The sequence below is a fragment of the Paenibacillus sp. FSL H8-0168 genome (genome assembly GCF_038592955.1).
Classification (GTDB): Bacteria; Bacillota; Bacilli; order Paenibacillales; family Paenibacillaceae; genus Paenibacillus; species Paenibacillus polymyxa_B.
The window spans coordinates 626,427-639,293 of the sequence record NZ_CP151948.1; the positions used below are offsets into that span (position 1 = coordinate 626,427).

11 protein-coding genes are annotated in these 12,867 nt (G+C 47.1%); 7 read left to right on the forward strand and 4 right to left on the reverse strand.

Translation table 11 applies throughout. The annotated features are described in order from the left end of the window. Window positions 1-208: 208 nt before the first annotated feature. On the reverse strand, window positions 209-964 hold the full coding sequence (locus MHI21_RS02900) for a tryptophan-rich sensory protein (RefSeq protein WP_342419397.1): 756 nt from the start codon (window positions 962-964) through the stop codon (window positions 209-211). Window positions 965-1,205: 241 nt separating this feature from the next. On the opposite strand from MHI21_RS02900, the gene MHI21_RS02905 reads away from it, so the two are divergent. From MHI21_RS02905 to MHI21_RS02915, 3 genes are all read left to right on the forward strand, one after another. Beyond that, window positions 1,206-2,156, forward strand: coding sequence for a bile acid:sodium symporter family protein (locus MHI21_RS02905; protein ID WP_061830004.1), 951 nt, complete (start codon window positions 1,206-1,208; stop codon window positions 2,154-2,156). 246 nt (window positions 2,157-2,402) lie between these two features. Then, the gene (locus MHI21_RS02910; RefSeq protein ID WP_165178861.1) at window positions 2,403-3,527 is read left to right on the forward strand and encodes an NADH-dependent flavin oxidoreductase; all 1,125 of its coding nucleotides are present in this window, start codon (window positions 2,403-2,405) and stop codon (window positions 3,525-3,527) included. A gap of 110 nt (window positions 3,528-3,637) precedes the next feature. Further along, window positions 3,638-4,225 (forward strand): GNAT family N-acetyltransferase, encoded by a 588-nt coding sequence (locus tag MHI21_RS02915; protein ID WP_341162396.1) that lies wholly within the window; start codon window positions 3,638-3,640, stop codon window positions 4,223-4,225. Here the strand turns inward: MHI21_RS02915 and MHI21_RS02920 are convergent. Both MHI21_RS02920 and MHI21_RS02925 read right to left on the reverse strand, forming a co-directional pair. Next, entirely contained in the window at window positions 4,191-5,825 is a 1,635-nt protein-coding gene (locus MHI21_RS02920) for a response regulator (RefSeq protein WP_165178862.1), read from the reverse strand. The two genes, MHI21_RS02915 and MHI21_RS02920, sit on opposite strands and share 35 nt — an antisense overlap. Window positions 5,826-5,832: 7 nt before the next feature. Next, window positions 5,833-7,647 carry a sensor histidine kinase gene (locus MHI21_RS02925; protein ID WP_342419398.1) on the reverse strand — a complete coding sequence of 605 codons (1,815 nt, stop codon included), beginning with the start codon at window positions 7,645-7,647 and terminating at the stop codon, window positions 5,833-5,835. A gap of 208 nt (window positions 7,648-7,855) precedes the next feature. On the opposite strand from MHI21_RS02925, the gene MHI21_RS02930 reads away from it, so the two are divergent. The 3 genes from MHI21_RS02930 to MHI21_RS02940 all read left to right on the forward strand — a co-directional run bounded on the left by MHI21_RS02930 (window position 7,856) and on the right by MHI21_RS02940 (window position 11,092). Beyond that, complete coding sequence (locus tag MHI21_RS02930) at window positions 7,856-8,737, forward strand: sugar ABC transporter permease (RefSeq protein ID WP_025721893.1); 882 nt, start codon at window positions 7,856-7,858, stop codon at window positions 8,735-8,737. After that, on the forward strand, window positions 8,738-9,574 hold the full coding sequence (locus tag MHI21_RS02935) for a carbohydrate ABC transporter permease (protein ID WP_025721894.1): 837 nt from the start codon (window positions 8,738-8,740) through the stop codon (window positions 9,572-9,574). 222 nt (window positions 9,575-9,796) lie between these two features. After that, window positions 9,797-11,092, forward strand: coding sequence for an ABC transporter substrate-binding protein (locus tag MHI21_RS02940; protein ID WP_342419399.1), 1,296 nt, complete (start codon window positions 9,797-9,799; stop codon window positions 11,090-11,092). Between the two features lie 81 nt (window positions 11,093-11,173). Here the strand turns inward: MHI21_RS02940 and MHI21_RS02945 are convergent, their stop codons facing one another. After that, window positions 11,174-11,713 (reverse strand): dihydrofolate reductase family protein, encoded by a 540-nt coding sequence (locus MHI21_RS02945; protein ID WP_342419400.1) that lies wholly within the window; start codon window positions 11,711-11,713, stop codon window positions 11,174-11,176. Between the two features lie 106 nt (window positions 11,714-11,819). On the opposite strand from MHI21_RS02945, the gene MHI21_RS02950 reads away from it, so the two are divergent. After that, window positions 11,820-12,773: a YafY family protein gene (locus MHI21_RS02950; protein ID WP_076295418.1), complete on the forward strand. Its 954-nt coding sequence runs from the start codon at window positions 11,820-11,822 to the stop codon at window positions 12,771-12,773. Window positions 12,774-12,867: the final 94 nt, after the last annotated feature.

The following is a 12,867-nucleotide window of genomic DNA, read 5'->3' on the forward strand; positions in this document are numbered from 1 at the left end:
TGATTCTTCGTATGTATGAAAAAAGGTCGGATTACATTTTCAATATGAAGAAAACAAATGCAGATCACTCGACAAGCAAGCTTATAGATTTGATTAAAGTCTATACCTAATCATATTGGATAAAATGAATAAACAAAGCAAGCGAGCTTGGGCTAGATGATTCAGACCCAAACTCGCTTGTTCTTGCTAGAGATCATATTCGTTTTCTTTAATCCCGGTCTCGATTACGGGCAAAGAATAGCCATAGCGCGTACACCAGAATGATTGCCGCCAAGATCAATGCGGCTAGCCGTGCATTTTCATTGTTGGGATGCTCGACGGCGATGGCGACATAGGCCCATACAAATACGAGAGGATAAATGCTGTCGCGATAAGGGAAGCTGACCATGATCGCCAATGCGGTGCCGATGAGCAGGAAAATGATCGCCCATGTCGTATCGCTGAGTCCCCAGCCACTCCATTCATTCTTTTCCAGTGCCACTGCAATGTTGATAATAGTAGCAACGGATACCCAACCGAGATTGAGGCTGAATGGTAGCTTGACGAACCACATTTCTCCAAGGGTTGGCTGCGGCGTGCGGGTACGTACATATACGACGCTCAGGGAAAGCAAGTATAGAATAATGACGATGACGCACAGCTCTACGTATACATACTGCCAGAGGAAAATCCAGATGATATTGAAGAGACAGCTTAGAATAAAAAAAATACCGATGGACTGAACGCTTGTCTTGGATTGCCCTGTAGGTGTAGCTTGGTACACGACAAAGCAGGCGAGCAGTACGTAGATGACCGACCAGATGGAAAAAGCATAACCCGCTGGTGTGATCAAGGTAGGGTACATGTTGGATACAGCAGCAGTGCTTCTGCCGCCGATAGGAAGTGTAGAAGCCAGAATGTTAACGAGAACGACAGCGATAAATGCAATAATATTCCACCATTTATACGGATGACTTCGTGACATAGGGATATCTCCTCCTCAACGAATGATGATCCAAAATGACCGACTGGTCACAACTTCTATTATGAATATACCCACTTTGCTTTCGAATATGTCCTAACGGAAAAAGTTTCTTGATCCCAGTATAATCATAAAAAGTTGTATGTATATGCAGTCATATGTAGTACAATGGTGAAAATTTTAAGCACTATATAAGCTGAAATTCCTCAGATTCGACTTATATAGAAGTAAGGAGATAAGTAGAATGAATGGCTTGGAGAAAGTAGGGAAATTTGTAGGAGGAACCTTTTCCATCTGGGTACTTTTATTTGCATGCTTGGGATTTTTCTTTCCTGCGGCGTTTACAGGGTTGAAAGGATACATACAGTTATTTCTGGGCATTGTCATGTTTGGGATGGGATTAACTTTATCTGCGGCTGACTTTCGTGAAGTATTCCGGCGCCCAGTGGATGTGGCTATTGGTGTGGTCGGGCATTATCTGATTATGCCGTTTCTGGCCTTTGGATTGGCATTAGTATTGCAGCTGCCACCGGATATTGCGGTAGGTGTCATTTTGGTAGGCTGTTGTCCGAGTGGAACTGCCTCCAACGTAATGACGCTCTTATCCAAAGGCGACGTGGCATTGGGCGTGTCGATTGCTTCGGTGTCAACGCTGATTGCTCCACTGGCTACTCCGGCGATGATTAACCTGCTTGCTGGACGTTGGATGAATATTGATGCGAAGTCGCTGATCATGGATATTCTCATCGTAGTTATTGTCCCCATAGTGCTGGGTGTTATCGTTAAGTCGCTATTTCGCAAACAGGCAGAAGCCAGTGTTCAGGCGCTGCCGCTCATATCAACACTGGCGATTGTACTCATCGTGGCTATTGTGGTTGCAGGCAGCAAAGGCAAGATTTTGGAGACAGGTCCGATTATTTTTGGTGTGGTTATTTTGCATAATGGTATCGGGTTCCTGCTTGGATATTGGTTTGCCAAGCTATTCGGTATGAATCTTTCCAAGCGTAAAGCTGTTACGCTGGAAACGGGAATGCAGAATTCCGGACTGGGCGCTGCGCTTGCAGCAGCTCACTTTAACCCGATTGCTGCTGTACCAAGTGCGATTTTTAGCGTGTGGCATAATATTTCCGGCTCGTTGCTCGCGACCTGGTTTTCCCGCCGGGAGGAGAAGAACAGCACAGCCGGGAACCATTAAAAGCTTTGTCAGTGGCTTGTGATAAGTAGCTGCGGTTCAGCTTCTTCGAACAGTTTAGAGAAGGTCAGAAAGGATAGATTTGACTTTGTAGTTGCGGATCTTTATACTGTGGTTATTACAACCACTGTATTTAAGTAAGCAACAGGAGTTTAAGTTCGTTATGGAAGGAAAACTGCATCGTATTCGGCTTCATGCTCAACAGCCTTATATTATCTGATCTGATTTAAACTGAAGGAGAGAGAACGAATGAACCCAAAATATAAGTCTCTATTTGAAGCTTTTACCCTGCCATCCGGTGTTACGTTGAAGAACCGTATTACCATGGCACCTATGACTAACTTTGCTTCCCACGAAAATGGTGAAGTCAGTGACCAGGAGCTGGCATACTACCGTGAACGTTCCGGTGGTGTGGGCGCGGTTATTACCGCTTGTGTGTATGTAACTCCAGATGGCAAAGGCTTTGTTAATGAGTTCGGTGCGGACAAGGATGAAATGATTCCGAGCCTGCGTCGTCTGGCGGATACGATTCATCAAGAAGGCGCAAAAGCGATCCTGCAAATTTATCATGGTGGCCGCCTGTGTCCACCAGATCAAATTCCAGATGGACAGCCGATCAGTGCAAGCGCAGTAGCCGAGGAAAAAGAAGGTGCGCCTGTGCCGCGTGAAATGACCTCCGATGATATCCACCGCGTCATCCGTGCCTATGGCGAAGCAACTCGCCGAGCGATTGAAGCAGGCTATGATGGTGTGGAGCTTCACGGAGCGAACGGTTACCTGGTCCAGCAGTTCTTCTCCCCGCACTCCAATCTTCGTACCGATGAATGGGGAGGAAGTCTTGAAAAACGATTGACCTTTCCGCTGGCGGTTGTTCACGAAGTGAAGAAAGTGATCGCAGAACATGCAAAGCGGCCATTCATCTTTGGATACCGCTTGTCTCCTGAGGAAGGACACACACCAGGCATTACGCTGGAGGATACGATGGTGCTTGTAGACCGTCTGGCGGATCAAGGGCTGGATTACCTGCACATTTCCGTAAATCATTTCTTCGGTGGTTCATTCCGTGACCGCAGTGACGAACGGTCACGTACGGTTCTCATCCATGAGAAGGTAGGTAACCGTGTGCCGATTATGGGAGTCGGGTCGCTGAATACACCGGACGAAGCGCTTGCAGCACTGGAGACAGGTGTACCGCTTGTATCGCTGGGACGTCCGCTTTTGATGGAGCCACAATGGGTTCAGAAGGTACAAAACGGCACAGAAGATACCATTCGCACGACATTATCCAAGCAAGCCCAGCAGGAGCTAGTCATTCCTGACTACTTGTGGGGTGCGTTGACGACCCTTCCAGGCTGGATGCCTGTTACGGACTAAATTTTGAATGATGGAGATACCCTAGGCTGCTCTCATGCACCTGGGGTATTTTCCTGTCTTGTGACCGTGAACAATAATATAGGAATAACTGAGAAAGAAGGAAAATGACAATGTTACATAAAGCTAATGGCGCCATTTTGATAAAGTCCACCCATTTGGGGCTACAGATTCGATTGTTACAAGTAAGTGATGCAGAACGTTTATTAGAGATCAGACGTGAAAATTTTGATTTTTTCAAACCGTTCGAGCCAGAACGACCTGAAATTTACTTTACGCTGGAAGAACAGGCGCGTCTGATTTCTAACGGTTTGGAAGCGGCACAAGCCGGACAGGGATATACGTTTGGACTTTTTTTGCCGGAAAATGATAAGCTGATCGGCAGAATGGAGCTGTCGGGTATCGCTAGAGGCCCCTTTCAAAACGCCAGTCTGGGTTACTTTGTAGATCCTGCATACCACGGACAAGGCTATGCCACTTCCGCAGTGAAGGATATTGTACGCTACGCCTTAAATGAGTTGGAATTACACCGTATTCAAGCTGGAGTGATGCCAAGAAATACGCCTTCCAATCGAGTGATGGAAAAGGCAGGATTTCGCCGCGAAGGGCTGGCTCTCAACTATTTGAAGATTAATGGTGTGTGGGAAGATCACGTGTTGTATGCGGTCACGGCTGAGGATTTGCAGAATGGCGTTTTCTGAATTCGCCGGGCGTGACCCCCTCCAGTTTTTTGAACACCTTGCCAAAATATTTTTCATCCTGATACCCGACCATACCGGCAATATGATGAAGGCGCAGCTTGTCATTCAGCAGCAATAGTTTTGCCTTGCTCATCCTGATCTGACACAAATAGTCTGACAGATTAACCCCGTACTCCTGCTTGAATTTACGTGAAATATATTCCCGACTGAGATAAAAGCGGCTCGCCATATCCTGTAGAGAAATGTCCTCGTCATAGTGTGCATCCAGATAGCGGGCAATATCACGGATGGTCGGGTTGTTTGGGCTATGGTTTGGTGTAAGTGCCTGACCGGCTGCTAGCAGTCGGTTTTCAACCTGTCTTTGCCATAAGGGCAGGGAAAGCATGCCACGGTTGTCGACCGGCAATGCATGAATGGAGCCAGACTCATCTGCCAGTTCCTCGCCATCGGTATCTCCGGGTCTGTCATTCAGCCAACGGGCCAGCATCCAGTCCAACTCCTGATTCCAACTGGCTAGCTGCTCTGCTGTCACCGAAGGCAGCTCGGCTACGGCTGCTATCCAGTGGCCTACCGCTATCGACACACGATTGGCATTACAGCTGAGCGCACTAAGCCGTAGCTCTTCTTCCATCTCAGGCAACTGGGGAAGACGAATGTTCTGCCGTGTCTGGGAACTCTGGTGCATCCAGTCGGCGGTTTGCAACACATCCCGTTTCCACAACGCTTGCCGTGCCTCTTGGTAGGCAGTGGCTGCCGCTATGGGAAAAGCGCCAAAAGAGCCATAAGAGCCAACCCCGATGTGCATGTAACACCGCAAAGCCGTTTTGATCCCTGTGTGAATATCCTGCAAGAGCAGCGGCCAACGAGATGGCTCGCCCCAATATAGCAGAATAATTTCGTCCATACGCTCCAGATGACGGAATGCAATTCCGGTTTGAGAAGTTCCAAGAAATTCGTTGCAGATGTTAATCAGGGAAAAGCTCAAAAGCGCACGACGCGTTTTATATTTGTCCAGTATATCGGCATCCAGCTGCGTGGTACTCATCACAGCTGCATTACATATCTGAATAGCTGCGGGAAGACGTAACTCCTCACGTAAGGGTGTAATGGAAAGAGGGGTACTCGCTATACCGGAAACGATCTCAGTCAGGAGCTTGTCAGCATAGTGCGGCCTCATCCGGTTGACCTCCATGGCCTGCATCGTCTGCCTGTTCCGGTCTTGCTCCGCTGTCCGCCAGGCTTGAGTGGCTTTATTTAGAGCCTCGTTAATCTCCACTGGATCTACGGGCTTAAGAATATAGTCCATGCCTCCCCGGCGGATGACCTGTCGAACCAAGTCAAAATCATCATAACCACTAACCACCACAACTCGGGTTGCTGGGGAATTCACTTGAATCCACTCCATCAGTGCTACTCCATCCTTGCCGGGCATCCGCATATCCGTAAGTACAACGGGTGGGGAAAGGGCGGTAATGACCTCAATCGCCTGATCGCCCGACTCAGCTTCAAGTACCTCGCTCACACCGCACGCTTCCCAATGTACGAGCATCCGAATGGCATGGCGTACATGCTTCTCATCATCCACAATCAGGACTTTCATTGACAGATCACTCTCCCTTAATATGAATTTCTGCAGGGGCTTCAGTACGAATTTCGAGTGTATAACGGACGCCATGAGGCAGAATGTTGTCTACGCACAGGGTGTTAGATCCATCCTCCGAGTGAAGCTGAATACGCAATAGAACATTACGAAGGCCAATGGAGTCCTGCTCGCTAGTGTCCGGCTCCTCGTAGGCTTTCAGCGGACGTTTTAACATATGCTGGAGCTGCTCCAACTCGGCCTGTGGAATGGAAATTCCGTTATTTTCCACGGTTATTTTCACAATACCTTCCCGGATTCGGCTGCCTGTAATGCGAATTTCACCGGGCCCCAGCCGGGGATCGGCACCGTGTTTAAAGTAGTTTTCCACCAACGGTTGGAGAATCATTTTAGGCACCCGATCATTCAGGACCTCATCCTCCCACTGGTAAGTAACCTCTAATTGCTCACCGAAGCGTTCCTTTTGTAAATCAAGATATTGTTTTACATGTTCGGCTTCTTCCTTAAGTGTAACGACCGTATGGTCCCTCATATTATAGCGCAGCATTTTGGCAAGGGAAGAGAGCAACGAATAAATTCGCGGTACCTCATGCTGTAGAGCCAGGGTTCCAATCGACTGTAGCGTATTATATAAAAAGTGAGGATTAATCTGTGCCTGAAGCGCTTTCAATTGATGTGTCTTGTTAGCCAGCTCCAGCTTGTATTCCTGTAAAATGAGGTTATTGATGGTATCCATCATCTGTCTGAAACGGCGCGACAGTACTCCGATTTCATCGTTACTCATGGCCCGAATGTCTACATCCAGTTGACCGGACTGAATCTGGTTTATGTAGCGAGTCAGTCGCTTAATAGGTGCCGTGATTTTTATCGAAATCCATAACGTGGCCACAATGGCAAGTAGCAATGCTGCGCCTGTAATGACCGCATTGATCTGAGTCAGGCGGGTAGCCCGTAAATACAGCGTACGATGTGGAATTTTCTTGACGAGCGTCCAGCCTGACAGGTTGGCATCCAGCTTGCCGTACACGTGCAGTGCCGTATCATCCTCAATCACTCCGTGCTCGCCTTCTTTAGAAATTCGATTAAGCAGGTCAGATTCCTTCCAGTGCGTTCCAATCGCTGCTTCTTTTCCGCTATATATGATTGTTCCGTTCCGATCGATCAAAAACAGCTCTTCTGTATCCGCATCATACAATTGACGGCAAATACTGCGCAGCGGCTCCAGATCAACATCTATAGCCAGTACCCCAAGTGTCTCTGAGGCAGGAATGTTCCGAATCGCCCGATGAAGTGTAAATACCTGCTGCTTTGTGCTGTGCTCCGCATAGGAAACCGCCGAAAAGCCGTACAAATGCTTCATGTGCGAAGGCTGTATGAATAGTCCGGAAGGGCCGTAATGAATAGAACCAGTAAAGGGCTCCAGTCGGAATTCCCGTAGCGGGACTGTACTGGTAATCAACGTGGATTGCCCAGCCTCAAAAGAATGCAAATACACTTGGTCAATGCCTGACGAAGCATTCATCATCGTTTGCAGTGTGGTGTAAATTTCAGCGACGGCCCGGTAATCATCTGGAATTTTGGCCAGATTACGCAGAAAATGGGGGTCATTATAGACTCCGATGGACGCACGATTCAGTCCCTGTAAATAGTTATCCAGATTCGTAATTCCCTGAAAAATAAGCCGTTCATTTTCTTGTGTGGCCTGCTCCCGCAAGGATTGCTTGGTGAGAACGAAGGTCATAGTCATCGACAGCAGTAGCGGCAGAGTGACCGCAATGAGCAAAAACCAGATCAGGCGGGAACGAATACTGTGAAATTTCATGCAGTGAGCTCCTTTCACAATTCAAGGCGAGCCAGAGGTCAATATTTTCCCCCCTAATGGTTCACGATCCTACGTGTTCTCCAGAGCGCTTATTCGACATAATGAACATGTGAATCGCATATCCGTACGGCCCAAGCATCATGCTGCTGAAAGAAAGCCGTAAGGGAGCGTTCCAGACACCAACAGACAACAAAAGGGGGGGATCGGATTGAATCGCGCCAAGTCGTCGCAATGGCTCCAGCAATGCATTTTTGTAGGGCCGTCGACGTTATTTTTCGTTATCATTATTGTAATCCCTTTTATGCTCGGAATGTACTATTCTTTTACAGAGTGGAATGGGGTAGCCAATGAGGCAAAGTGGGTCGGGCTGGATAATTTCAGTCACATTTTATGGAATGATGACAAATTTGGGACAGCGTTCTGGTTTACGGTCCGTTTTACGGTGGTAGGAGTGGTGGCTGCGAATATTTTTGGCTTTCTGCTGGCGTATTTTCTAACCAAACCGCTGAAAACAAAAAATGTACTCAGGACCATCTTTTTTATGCCTAATGTGATCGGAGGTCTGTTGCTGGGCTTTATCTGGCAGTTTATTTTCGTCAAGGGATTTGCAGCAATCGGAGAGAGCACGAACTTGTCCTTCTTCAACCTGTCCTGGTTGGGAGATGAGATCACGGCCTTCTGGGGCATTGTAATCGTGTTTATCTGGCAAACTGCCGGGTATTTGATGGTTATTTATATCTCTTCCCTGACCAATGTGCCCCGCGATATGCTGGAAGCAGCCGAAATTGACGGAGCAAGCCGGATGCAAATTTTGCGGTCGATTATACTTCCTTTGATCATGCCTGCCGTTACGGTATGTCTTTTCCTGGCGATATCATGGTCATTCAAAATGTTCGATCTCAATTTGTCACTGACCAAGGGCGGTCCCTTCGGGTCCACAGAGTCGGTTGCACTTAATATTTACAATGAAGCGTTTGTGAATAATCGTTATGGGCTGGGAACAGCTAAAGCACTCATTTTCTTTATCATTGTTGCTCTGGTTACGAGCCTTCAGGTACGACTGACGAAAAGTCGGGAGGTGGAAGCGTAAATGGAAACAAGCAAGCGCTACCGCTTTGGAACATGGGCGACCGAGATGGTGATGATCCTCGTCGCATTGTTATTCCTCGTCCCGTTTTACTTTTTATTCGTGAATTCGGTCAAAAGCTTTGGTGACCTGCTCACCGATTCTGCGGCCTGGCCACAAACCTTTGTATGGAGCAACTACGCTAGAGCGTGGAGCATCACGCGTTTTCCCGAAGCTTTATGGAATTCACTTGTAGTTACGGTAGTTAGTAATCTACTGCTCGTACTGATCAGCTCAATGGCTGCTTACCGAATGGTCCGGCGTCCGACGCGTTATAATCGAGTGTTGTTCAGCCTGTTCGTAGCTGCCATGGTCATTCCTTTTCAATCGGTGATGATTCCTTTGGTCAAGGTTGTAAGTACACTGGATTTAATGAACAGTATAAGTGGTCTGGTAATCTGTTATCTGGGATTTGGAGCCCCTATGTCGATCTTTCTCTTTCATGGATTCGTCAAAGGTGTGCCAGTCGAGGTGGAAGAAGCAGCTACGGTGGACGGCTGTACGCCTTACGGAGTATTTTTCCGAATTGTGTATCCGTTGATGCTACCGATGATGGTAACTGTTATTATTTTAAATACGCTCTGGATTTGGAATGATTATCTCCTGCCTTCTCTGGTACTGCAAAAGGCTGAACTGCGCACGATTCCGATTGCGACCTATGCCTTTTTTGGACAATACACGAAGCAGTGGGATTTGGCTTTGCCTGCTTTGGTGTTGGGCATCTTGCCAGTCATTGTATTCTTTCTGGCCATGCAAAAATATATTATACAAGGTATTATGGCTGGTTCGGTCAAAGGTTGAGTGTGGCGATGAGCTGAAAATGTACACGGTGTGCCACTCCGAAAACGGATGGTGCTTACCATCGCTGTTGCCTCCAGATTCCCCAGAATAAACGAATAAAGGTGGGAATTTAGAGACAAAGGCGAGCGCTATCGCTTGTTCAGCACCATTCCGTTTGCTCCGTTTCCACATGAATTTTTCGAGTTCATCTGATATGAATTTAGAATAGAAAGGAACATAAAAATGAAAACGCATACTTTTAAAAAGAAAGCTCAAGCACTAATCTTGCTTCTCGCGGCCTTTGCCCTGGTTTTGGCAGGTTGTAACAGCAGTGGAGGACAAAACGCAGGCAAAGAGGAAGTGAAGGAAAAAACAATTCACATTTTTCAGTTTAAGGTAGAGATTGCAGAAGCGCTGAATCGCATGAAAGCGGAATACGAAGCGTCTCATCCAGGGATCAAGCTCGATATTCAGACCGTGGGCGGGGGCAGTGACTATGGAGCGGCGTTAAAGGCGAAGTTCGCCTCCGGGGAGCAGCCGGATATTTTTAACGTAGGAGGTTACCGCGAGCTGGATACGTGGCTGGAATATTTGGAGGACCTGTCTGACCAGCCTTGGGTTGGCGATGTGGTCGATGTCGCCAAAGAACCGATGACCAAAGACGGCAAACTGTATGGCCAGCCGATGAATCTGGAGGGGTACGGCTTTATTTATAACAAGGATTTGTTCAAGAAGGCGGGGATTACGGAGACCCCTAAAACATTGTCCGAACTGGAGGGAGCTGCGCAAAAGCTCCAAGCCGCAGGGATTACTCCATTTTCTAATGGATATCAGGAGTTTTGGGTGCTAGGCAATCATTTGCTGAACGTGGCATTTGCCAATCAGCCGGACCCTTCGGCCTTCGTCAAAGGACTAAATGATGGAACAGCAAAGATTCCGGGCAACGCTGTATTCGCGGAGTGGGTTAAGTTGTTCGATCTGACACTGAAGTATGGCAATTCGAAGCCGCTCACGACCGATTACAACACGCAGGTAACGAACTTCGCCACTGGAAAGGCTGCCATGATGCAGCAAGGGAACTGGACTCAGGTCCAAATTGACGGTATTAATCCGAAGCTGAATCTGGGTATTTTGCCTATGCCGATTGGTGAAGACGCAACAGCCGGAGATAAACTGTTTGTAGGTGTCGCCAACAACTGGGTGGTGAATAAAAATTCGTCTGTCAAACCCGAGGCGAAGGAGTTCTTAAACTGGATAGTAACATCCGAGCAGGGTAAAAAGTATATCACCAAGGAATTTAAGTTTATTCCAGCGTTCAAGAATATCGAAGGGGCAGAGGCTGATATGGGCCAATTGGGTGCTGAAGTGGTGAAATACAGTAAGGAAAACAAACTGTTGGGCTGGTTCTTTAGCCGCTATCCTGAAGGAGCACAGCAAGAATTCGGAAGTCAAATGCAAGCCTATGTGGCAGGTAAATCGGATGCTGGGAAGCTATTCGAGGATTTCCAGAAAACATGGGATAATTTGAAGACCAAATAAGAACAAAAGCACGCGATAAAGCCTTCATATTTCAGGGAGATTGCATGATCCTGAAATATGAAGGCTTTTCTGTAAACAAAATTATAAATGGTAATGGAGCAGAGCGATATCGCCACGGCATTCTATTTCTTTGAGCTTAAATGTACTTGGTAGCGTTCCTTCTGGAAATAACGGTATTCCTTGTCCAAGCACCTTGGGAATGATCGCAATGATAGCCTTCTCCAGCAGTCCAGCTTGTAAGAAGGCCTGAACTAACTGGCCTCCACCGACTAGCCATACCGCACCTTTCGATTGTTCTTGTAGACGTGGAACCAGTTCAGTCAGAGCTTCGTCCGTAAATGTAACATGTGGCGCTTGCTGTTGTTCCGTTAATGCTCGTGTGAGCACATAGCATGGCTTTCCAGCATAAGGGAAATCATCTGAGAGCTTCAATACTTCCTCATACGTCAGTCTGCCCATCAGCACTGTACCTACGGTGTCGTAAAAGTCGGCATATCCATTGTCCCCGCCATCCCCTTTAACATCATACAGCCAGTCCACCGAACCGTCCGGCAAAGCGATATACCCATCGAGACTCATGGCAATATACAGCACAACTGCGTTTGATTTCAAATCCTTCATAGTTCATTCACTCCTTTCTATATCCTAATGTTACAATGTATTTATGACATAGTATGTCGTAGTTAAACGTTCATTTTAAATTAATTTTTGATTAGAGGGGTACCTTATGAACGAACGCAGAATTGCTCTTATGAGAATACTGGATTCCCGAAAAAAATATACGGCGCGTGAGTTGGCTGAACGTTTTGGTGTCTCCGTCAGAACGATACAAAGAGATCTCGACTATTTGCAGCAGACCGGGTTACCCCTTTATACCGAAATGGGTCCTCATGGTGGGTATCGGGCACTTCCCAATCGGCTTCTTCCTCCCCTTCATCTTGCTCGTGACGAGGCCTTGGGTCTTTTCCTCATGCTGCAACTGTTGGAGAACATTCCAGATATCCCTTTTGGCTCGGTTCGTGGACATTTATCCGAGCACTATTATGCTGAGCTTCCACAGGATGTGCAGGACAGTATTGATCAATTAAAGGAGTACATTTCTTTTCGTATGCTACCCACTCACGAAGAGTCACCCTACACCTCAATCATTTTGGAGGCTGCGCTGAATAAGCGCCGGGTGAACATGCATTACCGCTCCGCTTCCGGTGAAAAGTGGACTGAAGTATATCCGATTGGACTGTATTTTGATCACGGATATTGGTACATGCCAGCGCATAGCAGAGACCGCATCATTCTGTACCGTTCAGATCGGGTGATTACAATAACGATGCTGGACGAAACCTTGGACAGCCTTCCCACACTTCAGGAATGGTTGGCTTCGGAGGATTCCCGTATAGGAATTCCGTCTAAAATAAAATTTACCGCATTGGGTGCCAGGCTGGCCGGATCAGATGCCCTCTTCCAAAATGTTTCCCATCAGGAAGGGCAGGGTCAGGAATGGCAGGGATATATTCCGGTCGAAGAGTTTAGATATGTGTCCCGACTTTTGCTAAAATACGGGCCAGAGGCCGAGGTCATATATCCGAAAGAACTGCGGATGAGGGTCAAGGAATTGCTGCAAGACAGCCTGAACCCTTATCTGAAGGATGCAAAAGCAGATGATGAAGAAAAAGACAATTAATCCTGTAAATTGATTCTCTTATTTATAGTTAACCACATGAATATTTAAGGTTATTAACTTATGACTTTCCATTTATTTTTGTGATAAAGTTTTG